Genomic DNA, 14,467 nt, shown 5'->3' with positions numbered 1-14,467 from the left:
TGTACCTATTATTTACCAAGTAAATAATACAGTTCATTCCATTTCAATTGCTCTTCGAGTTTGCCCACGGTCGTATCCTCGTCAATCAGCACATACTCTATCCCCGCCATACGGGCAAAATCCTGCAGGTATTCAGGCGTCAGGGACAGGCTATAAGCCGTATGGTGAGCGCCGCCGGCGAGGATCCAGGCACTGCAGCCCGTCTTCATATCCGGAAGCGGTTTCCACAATACGCGGGCCACGGGAAGCTTGGGCAGTTCGGCCTGTACCTCAACACCCAGCACCTTATTGACGATCAAACGGAAGTGCGTCCCCATGTCCACCAGCGAAGCATTCAAGGCATCGCCAGACTGCCCATTAAAGACCAGCCGGGCGGGATCTGCTTTGCCTCCGATGCCCAGCGGGTGAACCTCAATACGTGGTTTTCCTACCGCCAGTGCCGGGTCAACCTCCAGCATATGCGAGCCCAATACCATGGCATCCTGCGGATCAAAATGATAGGTATAATCCTCCATAAAGGCGGTTGTGCCCGCCATGCCCGCGCCCATGACCTTACAGGCCCTGACCAAGGCCGGCGTCTTCCAGTCCCCTTCACCGGCAAAGCCATACCCTTCGGCCATCAGGCGCTGTACGGCAAGTCCTGGAAGCTGCACCATGCCATGCAGATCTTCAAAGGTATCCGTAAAGCCCTTAAAGTTACCCTGTTTCAAAAATTTGCGCAGGCCTACCTCAATTTTCGCCGCCTCGACCAGATTATTGTGGAATTCGGCACCTGCCTTCACATTATCCGCCAGTTCATAACTGGCTTCATACTCCGCCAACAGCGCATTGATTTCTTCGTTTGTGCTGGCATTGATGACCTCGACGAGATCCCCAACCGCATACGTGTTTACCGAAAAACCAAATTTTGTTTCCGCTTCCACCTTATCGCCATCCGTCACGGCCACGTAGCGCATATTATCTCCAAAGCGCGCAAATTTGGCCCCCTGCCAATCGTGCCAGCCCGCTGCCGCCCGGCACCAGACGTTGATGCGTTCTAGCACCTCTGTATCCTGCCAATGCCCCGTCACGACCTTCCGGCCTATTTTGAGGCGGCTGACGATATGCCCAAATTCGCGGTCACCGTGGGCACTCTGATTTAAATTCATAAAATCCATATCAATGCCGCTCCAAGGGATGTCGCGATTATACTGCGTATGCAGATGTAACAAAGGTTTTTGCAAAGCTTTTAATCCCCGTATCCACATTTTCGCCGGCGAGAACGTGTGCATCCAGGTGATGATTCCGATGCAATTTGCCGTACTATTTGCGGCCGTTAGCGTCGCAAAGATTTCATCCGTATTTTTTACGATCGGTTTATACTTCACCATTACCGGAATCAGGGTCTGGGTATTCAGATAATGTGCAATTTCTTCCGCATGTGCGGCCACCTGTTTCAATGTTTCTTCACCGTATAAGTCCTGGCTGCCAACGACAAACCAGACCTCAAGTTCTTTTAGATTGATATTCATTTTTCAATATTAGTTTCGTTATAGATTTTGGAAAGCAGCAGTTTATTGGCCATAGTAGGCATTTGTACCATGCTTGCGCTCGTAATGTTTTTTGATCAATGACGGTTTCAGGCGTGCGGCATCCGGGTTGATCTGCTCCGTCAGCCAGGCCATTTTGGCCACCTGTTCCAGCACGGCACTGTTGTATACAGACTTCATTCCATCCTTGCCCCAGGCAAAGGGCGCATGATTGCCGACCAGGATCATTTCCACTTCTTTATAATCCAGTTGCTGCTGATCAAAGTGATTGATGATCTGAAAGCCCGTTTCGTGTTCATAGTTACCGGCAATCATCGTATCGTCCATTGGCGGCGCACAGGGAATATCCGATGTTAAGTGATCGGCATGTGTCGTCCCGAAAATGGGGATATCCCTTTGGCTTTGTGCCCAAGCCGTGGCATAAGTAGAATGCGTATGCGTAATGCCCCCGATCTCCGGCCAATGTTTGTACAGCACAGCATGCGTTTTGGTATCCGAGGAAGGCCTCAGGTTACCTTCGATCACCCTACCCTCAAAGTCCACCACCACCATCATTTCGGGCGCGAGTTCTTCGTAGGGCACACCACTGGGTTTAATCGCAAAAACTCCCTGCTGGCGGTCGACAACGCTCACATTTCCAAAGGTGAAAAGCACCAGTCCCAATTGCGGCAGCTGCATATTGCAGCGATAAGCCTCTTCTTTAATTGCATTATACATAGGTCAATTTTTGCGGTTAAACAGTAAGGGGCTGTGACAGCCTATTTTCTACAAAGGCACCGAGGGCTTTGTACTTTTCATAACGTTCGGCATAGATGGACAGCCATTCCTGCTGAGGTTCATAGGTACATTCAAAGCCCTGCCCCATGGCTTGCATGGCATCTTCTACCCGATCGTACAATCCGGCAGCCGTGGCTGCAAACATGGCAGCCCCCAGCGCACAGGTCTGCTCGCTTTTATGGATACGAATCGGCATATTCATGACATTGGCCATCATCTGCATAATAAAAGGCGATTTTTTGGCCACGCCACCGAGGCCGATCAAGCCTTTAATCGGGATGCCCTGATCCACAAAGCGTTCTACGATAGCTTTGGCCCCAAAGCAGGTCGCCTCGACAATCGCCCGAAAGACCGCCGGCGCATCCGTACCCAGCTGCAATCCCATGATTGCCGCTTTGAGCGACTGATCCGCGTCCGGTGTCCGACGGCCATTGAACCAGTCCACCGCCAGTTCCGAATCCGCAGTCAGCGGCAATTTGCTCGCCTTATCGCTTAACCGCAACAGTAATTTCTCCTCCAATGCCGTCAGCATATGTTCACGCATAGAGTCGCTAAGGCCCTCCAGTTCCGGCAGCAGGTTATAGGCCGGCCATAACAGCAGCTGTTTGAACCAGGCATAGGCATCACCGAAAGCAGACTGTCCGGCTTCCATGCCGATCATTCCAGGGATAATGGAACCGTCTACCTGCCCACAGATCCCCCTGACCAATACATCCGCGAGCTCCTCTTTGGGGGCTACCAGCATATCGCAGGTCGATGTGCCCATCACCTTGCTCAGGTAATAAGGTTCAATCTGTCCGCCCACGGCACCCATATGACAATCAAATGCCCCTACGCCGACGACAACTTCGGTAGAAAGACCCAGACGTTCGGCCCATTCCGGGCAAAGCCTGCCCGCAGGCATATCCGAAGTATAGGTTTCTGAAAACAGACGATCGACAAAGCCGTCCAGCAAGGGATCAATGCCTGCGAAGAATTCATTGGGAGGCAAGCCAGCAAACTCTGCCGCCCAAAGCGACTTATGTCCGGCCGCACAGACGCTACGCTTGATTTCGCTGGTCTCTTTGCCACCGGTCAGCAAAAAAGGAATGTAATCACAGTGTTCGACCCAGCTAAATGTCGCCTCGCGCACCCTGGCATCCACCCGAAAGGTATGGAGCAATTTGGCCCAGAACCACTCCGAAGAATACACGCCACCGACATATTTCAGGTAATCAGCAGCATGGCTTTGACTATAGCGATTGATTTCCTTAGCCTCCCCGACTGCGGTATGGTCTTTCCAGAGGATGAACATGGCATTGGGATTATCGCTGAATTCCTCCAGCAAGGCCAGCGGAACCCCCGCTTCATTCACGGCGACCGGCGTGGAGCCCGTGGTATCCACCGAAATTGCCTTCACCAGGCCGCCAATATTATCTATTCCCGATTTTTGTAAACAATCTTTGACAGTAGCCTCCAGGCCCTCGATGTAATCCAAGGGGTGCTGTCTGAACTGGCTGCGGGCGGCATCGCAAAACTCCCCCCTTTTCCAACGCGGGTAATAAAATACCGAAGATGAAATCTCCGTCCCGCAACTTGCATCAACCAAGATCGAACGGACAGAATCGCTCCCGTAGTCCACCCCGATGACATATGATTTACTCATGTTAACTGAATTTGGTTTATAATCTATAATTCGATTTAAAGCTTATTTTTTGCTGTTTGTCCTGATGGATAATTGGCCTAAAAATAATTAGTGTCAAATTAACATTTATTTTTTTAAATATGAAAGAAAATTTTCATATTTAAAAAATTGAACTATCTTCATCCCATCGAAACAAGATAAATCCAAGGCTGATCAATAGCGGGTAAACAAGGTTTTATCAAGAAAGTAGATCAAGGGCAAAGAGAGACAAAACAATAAACAATGGACTATTATAAAGAAGACTCCGCAATCCTTTTGGCAGTAGACTGTATCATCTTTGGATTTAATGGCGAGTCCCTGCAGGTATTACTGATCAAACGCGATTTTGAGCCCGAGCGCAACAAATGGAGTTTGATGGGCGGATTTGTTCAGGCGGACGAAAGTCCTGAATTAGCTGCCAGCAGGGTATTAAAAAAACTGACGGGGTTGGAAAATGTTTACATGGAGCAATGCAGTGTCTTTGGTGATCCAAAACGTGAGCCCAATAACCGGGTTGTCAGTATCTGTTATTTTGCTTTAATTGATACGCAAAAATATACGCATATCCTCAGCGAGGAATATGAGGCCAAATGGTTTCCACTGCAGGATTACCCCACCCTGATCTTTGATCACGATCAGATGATCTCTTCGGCCCAGCATCGCCTGCGGATGAAAGCAGCGCTCTATCCTATTCTGTTTGAATTATTGCCAGAGAAATTTACCATTCCCCAGATTGCCGCTTTATACGAGGGGGTATACAATATTGAATTTGATAAACGCAATTTTAGCCGCAAGCTGCTCGCCTCCGACCTCATTATCAAACTGGACGAAAAGGATAAGGAAAATTCCAAAAAAGGCGCCTTTTATTTTAAGCTGAATACAGCCATCTACAAGGAAAAGATCATGTCATTTTTACGCTATTTGCCAAGCTGGTTTCCCGAAAACTAATCAAGAAAAATAGAAAATAGAAAAACGAACCCAGAAACAATCCTGCGAGGATTCGCTTAAAGAGTGAAGGGAATTCCGAGCATGATCAACCGATCGGTATGACGAGCATGTTGTTACTAAATAAGGACGAGGCCTATTTAGGACAATCAATTGGCTTGATGGTACAACCGAGGACGTGTTATATTATTCTTTAGATTTAAAAGATAGCTGAGGAGTTTTTGCGCATACATCAACAGTAGCTCTATATAACGGTCCTTTCCAGTCCAAGACGTAATGTCTCGCCGTGAAAATTCATCATTAAACACCGCTTTCTTTACAAAAAGAGTTCAAGAACCCGCAGACTGCAGGCCAGTAAACCTGAACTGGATACATTCTAAATTAGAATATATTTAAACTAAATCAGCTTCTAATAAATATGTTTTTAGTATATTTATGTATTAAAAAACTGATGACGGCAATAAACAATTCAGGCTATGAGAATTCTCTTGACCGGTGTTACAGGATATATCGGAAAACGTCTTTTACCTGTGTTGTTGGAACAGGGACATGACGTTATTTGTTGTGTAAGGGATAAGGATCGTTTTGATCCATCGGCAATCTTGGGCGGCCATGTTCAAGTTATTGAAGTCGACTTCCTGGATAAAGAAAGTTTAAAAAATATTCCGCTTGAAATTGATATCGCCTATTTCCTGATCCACTCCATGGCTACCCAATCCGGTGATTTCCAGCAGATGGAGGCCGAATGCGCAAACAACTTCAGAAACATTATCGAAAAAACCAATGCGCAGCAGATCATCTATTTGAGCGGAATAATTAATTCAGATCGATTATCAAAACATCTCGACTCGAGAAGAAACGTTGAAAGCATATTGGCGAACGGGAGGATTCCTATCACTACCCTGCGGGCGGGTATCATCGTTGGCTCGGGAAGCGCCTCGTTCGAGATCATACGCGATCTGGTGGAAAAACTTCCCATTATGATTACGCCCAAATGGTTGAAAACCAAATGCCAGCCTATCGCCATACGCAATGTGATTGAATTTATGACCGGTGTAATCGCTAACCCACATACATTTAACAAAAGCTACGATATTGGCGGCCCTGACATCCTGAGCTATAAAGAGATGCTACTCCAATACGCTGCCGAACGAAAGCTTAGGCGAAAGATCTATATTTTGCCGTTAATGACACCGAGGCTCTCATCCTACTGGCTCTATTTTGTGACTTCGACTTCCTATCACCTGGCCAAAAACCTGGTCGACAGCATGAAAGTAGAAGTGATCTGTAAGGCAAATAATCTAGCGGACGAACTCGGTATTAAGTTGATCAATTACAGCGGATCCATACAATTGGCCTTTCAAAAAATTGAAAGCGACAATGTTGTATCGAGCTGGAAAGATGCTCAGACCAGTAAAATCTTATCTGGAGGACTCACCAGGCTGCTGGAAGTACCCAGTTATGGTTGCTTTAAGGATATCCGTAAGGCCTCGCTCCAAAATAGTGAAGCCTCATTGACCAAAATCTGGTCCATTGGGGGAAATTCTGGCTGGTATTATGGCAATTGGCTCTGGAAAATCCGTGGATTCATGGATCAGTTAGTCGGGGGCGTAGGTATGCGGCGGGGACGAAAAAATAAAAGCGACCTGGCTGCAGGCGATGCCCTTGATTTTTGGCGGGTGCTAATCGCCGATAGAACAACAAAAAGATTGCTGCTCTATGCCGAGATGAAACTTCCGGGAGAAGCCTGGTTAGAATTTAAAATCGAAGATAATCTGCTGATACAGACGGCGACTTTTAGGCCCCTGGGCGTCGCCGGAAGGATCTATTGGTACGCTGTATGGCCTTTCCATGGTTTTATCTTTAGGGGCATGATAAACAGTATAGCTACAACTTAATAAAACGATATACCATTTATCATTATCCCCACTGCCGCGAATCAATGACGATGTCAGAATCAGCAGGCTATCAATTTGCAGTTGCCTGTTCGTTCTTCCAGCTGTACGGTCGGGTGCTGGATGGTATGTTTTTCCATTAATTTTACAATGGACAGAAGGACATCAGCTTTCGCATGTTTACCATTTGGATCAACCACGGCGTGCAGCGATCCAATATTGTAAGAGCCGTCTATGCTCCAAACATGAAGGTCATGAATATCTTCAATACCATCAATGCTCTTGAGCTCAAGGTGTAGCTGTTGGAGATTTACATTTTCAGGAACAGACTGCAATACAATTTTCATTGTGCTGATCAGATTTTTGCTCGCATTATATCCTATAAAACCTGCTATTGCTAGAGTCAGCAGGCCGTCAATCCAGTACCAGCCAGTATAGTAAATAACGACTGCTCCGATCAATACGGCTACCCAGCCCAGAACATCTTCCAAAAGGTGCAGCATGATTGCCCTGCTGTTGTGATCGTGCGAATGCCCATGCCCGTGATGATGATGTGCGTGACCATGCGCATGCCCGTCTGATTTCTTGATTCGGAGAAAAGCAAAACCGTTTATCAGAATACCCAGTACGGCCAGCCATAGCATTCCCTTACTGTCCACAACTTTGGGACTTAAAAATGAATCATAAGCAGTCCCTATCATCAATACGGCGCCAACCAATAAAAAGACCGACATTGTAAGCGCAGACAGCAGCGAAAATCTTCTGTAACCGTAACTGAATGTTGAAGTGCGTTTCTTGCCCGATATTTTTTCAAGCAATACTGCAGCACCGATAGCAAGTGCATCCATAAAATCGTGAAAAGCATCGGATATGATCGCTGTTGAATTTGTCAGCATTCCACCGATGATCTCTATGATCGAAAATATAAGGTTAAGCCAGAAGGCTAAAGTTATCCCGTTTCTAGGGGAGTGATGATGCTTGTGAGAATGTGCCACTTTTATAAATTTTATTGTCGATTGATTGTCCTATATCTTTCCTATTGCGTGCTCGCTATTTTATTCCTTTTCCAGTCTTAAAAGACTGTTTGCTAGATGCACCGCTTCTGCTCGATCTGAGACAAATGCTAATTTCATGCCCCAGAATTTTTCAAAAATATGATGGAACGGTTTAAATGCCAGCCTCTTGAGCGAAGAAGGTTCAATATGAATCATAGCCACTGCAAACTCTTTGAGTTTGGCCCGGTTCCTCCGCATGAAATTGTTTACCATTTTAGTCTCTTCCCTATTGTGCTTATACTCCCTATCCGGTGAACCGCCTTCGTTGATAAGAACAAACTTTTCATGCCGGCTGACAAGTTTTTCAAATTCCTTCAGGTCCTCAGCGTGGTTGTGTTCCTCTTGTGTATCGTGTGCGATATTGACGAACACGATCGGGAAATCTCTGTCATTAATAATACTCATAATTAGTAATTTTTATAAGACAAAGTTATGGGCCGGGTCGGCTGCAAACAATGGAACAGAATAGGTAATTATTGGACTAATCTCGGTTTAGCTTTCTAAAAGCCAGCGCAGTCATCCCTGCAACTTTTGTAAAGAGCCGCGAAAAATAGGCATGGTCATCATATCCTAGTGCTATTGCGATTTCCTTTACTGATTTATTTGAATGATAAAGCATGCGCTTGGCTTCCAGAACAATACGTAGATGGATCTGATGCGTAATGGAAAAGCCAGTTGTATTTTTGATGCACTCGTTTAGGTAAACTAGGGATATATTAAGCATTTCGGCGTACTCGGCAGGACGTTTGTGCGTCATGAATTTTTTCTCCAACAACAAGGCAAATGCTTTGGCGATGATGTTAAACCTTGTTGGACTATTGACGGTGGCGACCTGCTTCATATAATGGGAGGTCAAAAGCGCCACGATTAGGTTAGCGCTATGTATCATGAAAGATGGATACATTTTATCTTGTTTGCGTTCAAACAACAGGGATGATAGGGACAGCGCTTCTGTAAGAACAATGAAATCACCTCTCTCTATCGTGATTGGCTTAGCGGGTACAATTTCTTCCAATACATTGAGATGCTCGGGTGTGATATTTTCTGCTGTTACGCCCAAAAAAAATAGTTTTGTATTATTAAAATCAATGGTGCGGTGAATTTGATTGGGATGGATATATAAAATCTGGCTCGGCTCAAGTCTATACCGCTGAAAATCAATCTCCAGGTCAACAGTTCCTTTTTCTATCACTAAAAAACCATGAAAATCGTGCCGATGTGACTGTTCTGTTTCTTGTGATCTCAGTTCGGCGATGTCAGACAATCGCTTGATCACAACACCCAGGCTAGGTTGATGATCTAATGGTCTTATTGGAATGGAAATATGTTTACGCATTTGCTCACGAAATTAATGTTGCAGCTGTCTTTGAATGCTACTAAAATAATAAAAACACCGTAATATACTTTTCAATACTCACTTAGCAATCCACAAATCCAAAGCCCATTATGCCGAGGCTTGTTCGGACCACGCCAAAAATGTCCTTTCGTTAGCAAGGTGGTCACTTCTGTTCAGCTTTCCAACCTCTTCTTTGATATCCACAAAATGTGTCTTACCATCTATAAGCTGAATCACATACTGCCTTTCTGTCGAAGGTACAATACTATTGGATGGCACCAATAAAGAATTGGCTCCGGCAGACAATGGAATATCGAGTATATACTGCAAATTGTATCGTTTATTTTAGTTTTATCAGCAAAAGAGATACATTTGAACATAAACAAACATCCGTATGAACAGTGCTACTTCCATCTTCGAATCGAACCATAAAAAATTAGGCCTGATTTCTTTCGATTCCTCTTCGCTGGATCTGGTGAACGGCGAAACTTTCCGCCATTACATCAAAGTATTGCTCATTCCAGCGGGTTATGCACTAACTGTGGACTTCACTGCTTATGAAACCCAAAATCCCACATTGCTTTTCATCAATACCAATCAATATCTTGACATTCAGTCGGCCAATGAAAATAAAGCCTTTTTGATCCATTACAACAGGGATTTCTACTGTATTCAGATCCACGATGAGGAGGTTGCCTGCGATGGGCTGTTGTTCAATAATATTTTTGAGAACCCGACAGTGGAGTTGCAGGGCGATGAACTACAAACAATTTCCCAACTATTCGCTCAGATCAGCGATGAGCTTCATGTTCAGGACCGCTCTTCAGAAGAAATGATCAGAACATACCTCAAGCAGATTATCATCCGTGCAACGAGGCAGTGGAAAAAGCAGAACCTCCAAAACGAAACGCTTGACCTCGTCAGCACGGATCAGGATTTTTTCAGGAACTTCAGCCGACTGGTCAATATTCATTACAAGGAAAAACACAGCGTTGCCGATTATGCGGACCTGCTGAACCTGGCCCCGAAAACGCTTTCGAACAAATTCCATAAACTCAACCTTGAAAATCCGAACGAGATGATCAAAAACAGGATCGTCCTTGAAGCCAAACGCCTGCTCCTTTACAGTGAGCTTACCATAAAGGAAATCGCCTACCAATTGGGTTATGAAGACCCGGCTTACTTCAACCGGATTTTTACGCAGAAATCAGGCAAAACTCCTGCGTCTTTTCGAAAAGAAATTAAAAACTAGAATACAAAAGGAAAAAAGTACAATTTATATCGACTTTTTGCTCTTTATTTAGATTGCCTATATGACATATCTTTGTCCTATAAGAAATTAACAATCAAAAATAAAGAGTATGAAACGTAACGCTACCGCCGTTTGGAACGGCACCATCAAAGAAGGAAACGGACATCTGACAACACAAAGTTCCGTTCTTAACCAGACCCAGTATTCATTCAACAGCCGTTTCGCTGAAGGCGTCGGAACAAATCCCGAAGAACTGCTTGCTGCGGCCCACGCAGGGTGTTTTACAATGAAGCTGAGCCTGGATCTCACACAGGCCGGTTATCACCCTGAAAGACTGGAGACAAAATCGATCATTACCTTGGATAATGGAAAGATCACACAGTCCGAATTGCTACTCCATGCAGAAGTGGACGGCATCTCGGCCGAAGAATTTGAAAAAATTGCCAGAGAGGCCGAAAGAACCTGTCCTGTAAGCGCAGCATTCAGCTTCAAAATCATTTTAAACATCAACCTAAAAAAATAATCACAATGAAATCAATCTATTCAAAAGTTTTAACATTGGCGGCACTCTCCATCTTAAATTCCAATATCATGGCACAATCAACCCCAGCATCTCAGGACCCCAACATTGGCCGGGAAACAAGAGCATTCTTAAAAGCTTTGAACAGTGGCGACGGAAAACCGCTGGAAACCCTCTCACCGAAAGACGCCAGGCTGGTCCTGGTTGGAGCTCAAAAATCGGTAAGTTTCGATTATTCCGATATCCAGGAATCAGAAAGAACCATTACCCAGGACGGGCAGACTGTAAAAATCCATATTGTAAAACCCAAAGGTGTACAAGCCGGACTACCCGTATTTATGTTCTTTCACGGCGGCGGATGGGTTTTGGGAGACTACCCTACCCACAAAAGACTGGTTCGTGACCTGGTTGTCAACAGCGGTGCGGTAGCCGTCTTCCCTGATTACACACCATCTCCGGAAGCCAAATTTCCGGCAGCCATCAATCAGGCTTATGCCGCAACAAAATGGGTTGCCGAGCATGGAAAAGAAATCGGGGTTGACGCCAGCAAGCTCGCCGTCGCCGGAAACAGTGTCGGTGGAAATATGGCCGCAGTGGTAGCATTGATGGCAAAAGACAAGAATGGCCCAAAACTAAAACAACAAGTGCTCCTATGGCCAGTCACCGACTCAGACTTCAGCAGGGCTTCTTATACAAAATTTGCGCAGGAACGATTTTTGACAACGCCGTTGATGAAATGGATGTGGGACAATTACCTGCCTGACTTGAAAGAGCGGGACAACAAATACGCCTCACCACTGAAAGCTTCTCTGGAAGAACTGAAAGGTTTGCCTCCTGCACTTGTTCAGGTGGCCGAGAATGATATTCTGCATGATGAAGGTGTGGCCTATGGAAGAAAATTAGATGAGGCCGGAGTTCCGACCACTATCACCGAATACAAAGGCTTTATCCACGATTACGGGATGCTGAATCCGCTGGCGCATATCCACGCTGTACAGGAATCTGTCCTGGATGCTGCGGCTGCTTTGCGAAAGGCACTGTTTGGAAAATAAAATACACTACATTACTAAAGAGTAACACCAAATAGTTTACACTGTTTGGTGCTACTGTATTATATTTGAATTTAAAATTGCGCCACATGCCAAAAAGAGATTCTATTTTAGTGAACAGCATGGATTCCAGCAGCAGTATGGCTGTTGGTCTATGGGATGGTTCCACTCCGGGCATCCTAAAAGCGCTGAATCCACATCGGCATGACCACTATACCTGCATGCTTGTTGAAGCTGGGCAGTTGGAAGTCTTATTTGATTTTGAACAGCTGACCATGCCTGCAGGAACACTTTTTGTCTGCCCACCGCACCAGGTACATCAGATCACCGGGACTGTTGGGGCATCTGGTTATTACATTTCTTTTGAAGGCCATCATATGACCAAATCAACAAAGGACATGCTTGATGCGTCTTTAAATGAAACCATTATATTGTCCCTGTCAGCGGCCGAGCAACAATGGTTTAGGTCAATCCTGGACTCCCTAAAAAATCTGGACCGTATAAACAATACCGCAAGTAAGGAAGTGCAACAGCCCTTGTTGTCAGCTTTTATAGCCCAGGCGGTAATTTGTCACCAGCGCAAATTAGCAGCTGGTTCCATAAGTCATAGCCCCCGGGTTATCAGTATAACCAACGAATTCAGAAATCTTGTAAGGAGTGATTACCGCAGTCTTAAACGCCCCTCAGCATATGCCCAAAGGTTAAATATCTCCGTGGCCCACCTAAACGATGTTGTTAAAAAAGTGACGGGCTTATCTGCATCGGCTCTGATCCAGAAGGAAATACTAAGCGAAGCACAGCGCCTGCTCTATTATTCGCAATTGAGTATTAAGGAAATTTCGGTCCAGCTAGGTTATAAAGATACCAAGTATTTTATCAGGCTTTTCACAAAAAAAGCTGGACGATCACCGGGTGATTACAGAAAGACACTACGTTCCAATCCAGACCTGGATTAGACAAACTATCCTATTGAACTTAGACCCTGCTTCTTTTTTTGTCCACCTTTTACCTTTGTTTGTCAGTTTTCCTGCATTCATTTTTTGATCAATTTTGTACTGTAGAGAACAGTATATCATTTAATATTAATTCTTAGGTCTTATGGAAGGTCATAATTTGGCAGCAAGCCCGACTTATAAATTATCAACCACCCCTGAAGGGATTGTCGATTCTCTTTTGGTTCATTTTAATTCTAGGGATATGGAAACCATGCTCGGCTTCTATGAGGATGATGCAGTCGTTATCAATACCAGCGGTGAGCCCAAACGCGGAAAAATAGCGATCGCCCATGAGCTGCAGCAGTCCTTCGGGTTTGGATTTCCGATGGAAATTGTTGCCAGGAATATTTATTCGACCGATAATCTGGCCTCATTGGTCCTGCATTGGAGAATCACTGGGACAGGAAATAACGGCGAAAAAGTAAATATTACCGGAACTTCAAGCGATTACGCAAAGAAAGGACGGGACGGATATTGGCGGTGCTGGTTTGGAAATCCATTCGGCGTGCAGGTGCGCAGCTTATTTTAATCAATTTTACAAATTTAAATAGTTCAGATATGAAAATCTTAGTAATCGGTGGTACAGGTCTTACTGGAAGGCTGGTCACAAAAAAACTGGCAAACCTTGGTCATCAGGTGATCATTGGTTCACCTTCACATGGAGTGGATCTCATGACCGGAGAAGGTCTTTCGCAAGCACTGGAAAATACGGAAATAGTAATCGATCTATCCAATTCCTCCTCTCCCGAAGAAGAAAATGCAATCCACTTTTTTCAGACCGCAGGAAAGAATCTGGTAAAAGCGGAGCTGGCTGCAAACATCAGGCATCACCTCGTACTTTCCATTGTCGGAACAGACGATGCGCTGGAGATCGGATATCTTCGCGCAAAGAAATACCAGGAAGACAACATCAAAAACTCCGGAATACCTTATACCATCATTCGTTCGACACAGTTTTATGAGCATACCGATGCGATCATTGCCGTTCAGGGCCAGGGTGACGAGGTATTTGTTTCGAAGATCGACTATCAGCCCATTGCCCTGGAAGATGTCACAGATTACATTGTACAGTTTGCACTCGAAGAGCCTAAAAATGGTACGGTAGAGATTGCTGGGCCTACAAGGGCAAATATGGATGATTTTGTCGCGAAATATATCGAGATAGCCGGAAAGCTCATAAAGGTTGTTTCTGACGAGGACAGCAAATATATGCATCTTGTTGTTCCTAGATCACTGCTCGTCCCTGCTGAAGAATATAATGCAGGCAAGATCCATTTTGAGGACTGGGCGTTAAGTACTTTGGAAAATTAAATTCGGTTCTTAACGTGTCCATTATATTATAATTGCTTCCTAAATAAAAAGATGCAGGCATTTACTGACCTGTATCTTTTTATTGTACAGCATGCTGGGCTCATACAGCTATTTAAATTGGCCTTACTTGATCATGAATT

15 protein-coding genes are annotated in these 14,467 nt (G+C 45.0%); 8 read left to right on the top strand and 7 right to left on the bottom strand.

The genetic code is table 11. The features are described 5' to 3' along the window. Positions 1–8: 8 nt before the first annotated feature. From araA to ACK8HY_RS21810, 3 genes are read right to left on the bottom strand one after another with little or no spacing between them, the layout of a single operon-like run. The gene (araA, locus tag ACK8HY_RS21820; RefSeq protein WP_416134807.1) at positions 9–1,511 is read right to left on the bottom strand and encodes an L-arabinose isomerase; all 1,503 of its coding nucleotides are present in this window, start codon (positions 1,509–1,511) and stop codon (positions 9–11) included. A gap of 42 nt (positions 1,512–1,553) precedes the next feature. Continuing rightward, positions 1,554–2,246 (bottom strand): L-ribulose-5-phosphate 4-epimerase, encoded by a 693-nt coding sequence (locus tag ACK8HY_RS21815; protein ID WP_416134806.1) that lies wholly within the window; start codon positions 2,244–2,246, stop codon positions 1,554–1,556. A 16-nt stretch (positions 2,247–2,262) separates the two neighbouring features. Further along, positions 2,263–3,951, bottom strand: a complete 1,689-nt coding sequence (locus ACK8HY_RS21810) for a ribulokinase (protein WP_416134805.1) — start codon at positions 3,949–3,951, stop codon at positions 2,263–2,265. Positions 3,952–4,212: 261 nt separating this feature from the next. Between ACK8HY_RS21810 and ACK8HY_RS21805 the strand changes: the two genes are divergently transcribed. After that, complete coding sequence (locus ACK8HY_RS21805; protein WP_416134804.1) at positions 4,213–4,917, top strand: NUDIX hydrolase; 705 nt, start codon at positions 4,213–4,215, stop codon at positions 4,915–4,917. A gap of 473 nt (positions 4,918–5,390) precedes the next feature. Further along, positions 5,391–6,812: an SDR family oxidoreductase gene (locus ACK8HY_RS21800; protein WP_077433680.1), complete on the top strand. Its 1,422-nt coding sequence runs from the start codon at positions 5,391–5,393 to the stop codon at positions 6,810–6,812. Positions 6,813–6,871: 59 nt separating this feature from the next. On the opposite strand, the gene ACK8HY_RS21795 is transcribed toward ACK8HY_RS21800, so the two are convergent. From ACK8HY_RS21795 to ACK8HY_RS21780, 4 genes are all read right to left on the bottom strand, one after another. Next, positions 6,872–7,804 carry a cation diffusion facilitator family transporter gene (locus tag ACK8HY_RS21795; RefSeq protein WP_217699995.1) on the bottom strand — a complete coding sequence of 311 codons (933 nt, stop codon included), beginning with the start codon at positions 7,802–7,804 and terminating at the stop codon, positions 6,872–6,874. A gap of 60 nt (positions 7,805–7,864) precedes the next feature. Beyond that, on the bottom strand, positions 7,865–8,269 hold the full coding sequence (locus tag ACK8HY_RS21790; protein WP_077433684.1) for a hypothetical protein: 405 nt from the start codon (positions 8,267–8,269) through the stop codon (positions 7,865–7,867). Between the two features lie 76 nt (positions 8,270–8,345). Next, positions 8,346–9,200, bottom strand: a complete 855-nt coding sequence (locus ACK8HY_RS21785) for a helix-turn-helix domain-containing protein (protein ID WP_077433686.1) — start codon at positions 9,198–9,200, stop codon at positions 8,346–8,348. Between the two features lie 108 nt (positions 9,201–9,308). Further along, a complete protein-coding gene (locus ACK8HY_RS21780; protein ID WP_416134803.1) occupies positions 9,309–9,530 on the bottom strand; it encodes a hypothetical protein in 222 nt (73 codons plus the stop codon). A gap of 64 nt (positions 9,531–9,594) precedes the next feature. On the opposite strand from ACK8HY_RS21780, the gene ACK8HY_RS21775 reads away from it, so the two are divergent. From ACK8HY_RS21775 to ACK8HY_RS21750, 6 genes are all read left to right on the top strand, one after another. Further along, positions 9,595–10,452 (top strand): helix-turn-helix domain-containing protein, encoded by an 858-nt coding sequence (locus ACK8HY_RS21775; RefSeq protein WP_077433688.1) that lies wholly within the window; start codon positions 9,595–9,597, stop codon positions 10,450–10,452. Positions 10,453–10,561: 109 nt separating this feature from the next. Next, positions 10,562–10,975, top strand: coding sequence for an OsmC family peroxiredoxin (locus ACK8HY_RS21770; RefSeq protein ID WP_077433690.1), 414 nt, complete (start codon positions 10,562–10,564; stop codon positions 10,973–10,975). Between the two features lie 5 nt (positions 10,976–10,980). After that, positions 10,981–12,024, top strand: coding sequence for an alpha/beta hydrolase (locus ACK8HY_RS21765; protein ID WP_416134802.1), 1,044 nt, complete (start codon positions 10,981–10,983; stop codon positions 12,022–12,024). A gap of 86 nt (positions 12,025–12,110) precedes the next feature. Further along, entirely contained in the window at positions 12,111–12,977 is an 867-nt protein-coding gene (locus tag ACK8HY_RS21760) for an AraC family transcriptional regulator (protein ID WP_077433692.1), read from the top strand. 142 nt (positions 12,978–13,119) lie between these two features. Then, the gene (locus tag ACK8HY_RS21755; protein WP_077433694.1) at positions 13,120–13,545 is read left to right on the top strand and encodes a YybH family protein; all 426 of its coding nucleotides are present in this window, start codon (positions 13,120–13,122) and stop codon (positions 13,543–13,545) included. Between the two features lie 29 nt (positions 13,546–13,574). Beyond that, positions 13,575–14,327: an SDR family oxidoreductase gene (locus ACK8HY_RS21750; RefSeq protein ID WP_077433696.1), complete on the top strand. Its 753-nt coding sequence runs from the start codon at positions 13,575–13,577 to the stop codon at positions 14,325–14,327. Positions 14,328–14,467 lie beyond the last annotated feature (140 nt).

The sequence above is a fragment of the Sphingobacterium sp. NGMCC 1.201703 genome (assembly GCF_047784615.1).
Taxonomy (GTDB): domain Bacteria; phylum Bacteroidota; class Bacteroidia; order Sphingobacteriales; family Sphingobacteriaceae; genus Sphingobacterium.
The sequence above is the reverse complement of the archived record's forward strand: the minus strand, read 5'-3'. Positions and strand labels throughout refer to the sequence as shown.

Excerpts from the sequence above, each read along its gene's own strand:
- ACK8HY_RS21755 (WP_077433694.1), top strand. The coding sequence starts at position 13,120 with ATGGAAGGTCATAATTTGGCAGCAAGCCCGACTTATAAATTATCAACC.
- ACK8HY_RS21805 (WP_416134804.1), top strand. The coding sequence starts at position 4,213 with ATGGACTATTATAAAGAAGACTCCGCAATCCTTTTGGCAGTAGACTGT.
- ACK8HY_RS21770 (WP_077433690.1), top strand. The coding sequence starts at position 10,562 with ATGAAACGTAACGCTACCGCCGTTTGGAACGGCACCATCAAAGAAGGA.
- ACK8HY_RS21800 (WP_077433680.1), top strand. The coding sequence starts at position 5,391 with ATGAGAATTCTCTTGACCGGTGTTACAGGATATATCGGAAAACGTCTT.
- ACK8HY_RS21775 (WP_077433688.1), top strand. The coding sequence starts at position 9,595 with ATGAACAGTGCTACTTCCATCTTCGAATCGAACCATAAAAAATTAGGC.
- araA (WP_416134807.1), bottom strand. The coding sequence starts at position 1,511 with ATGAATATCAATCTAAAAGAACTTGAGGTCTGGTTTGTCGTTGGCAGC.
- ACK8HY_RS21760 (WP_077433692.1), top strand. The coding sequence starts at position 12,111 with ATGCCAAAAAGAGATTCTATTTTAGTGAACAGCATGGATTCCAGCAGC.
- ACK8HY_RS21785 (WP_077433686.1), bottom strand. The coding sequence starts at position 9,200 with ATGCGTAAACATATTTCCATTCCAATAAGACCATTAGATCATCAACCT.
- ACK8HY_RS21815 (WP_416134806.1), bottom strand. The coding sequence starts at position 2,246 with ATGTATAATGCAATTAAAGAAGAGGCTTATCGCTGCAATATGCAGCTG.
- ACK8HY_RS21750 (WP_077433696.1), top strand. The coding sequence starts at position 13,575 with ATGAAAATCTTAGTAATCGGTGGTACAGGTCTTACTGGAAGGCTGGTC.
- ACK8HY_RS21765 (WP_416134802.1), top strand. The coding sequence starts at position 10,981 with ATGAAATCAATCTATTCAAAAGTTTTAACATTGGCGGCACTCTCCATC.
- ACK8HY_RS21790 (WP_077433684.1), bottom strand. The coding sequence starts at position 8,269 with ATGAGTATTATTAATGACAGAGATTTCCCGATCGTGTTCGTCAATATC.
- ACK8HY_RS21810 (WP_416134805.1), bottom strand. The coding sequence starts at position 3,951 with ATGAGTAAATCATATGTCATCGGGGTGGACTACGGGAGCGATTCTGTC.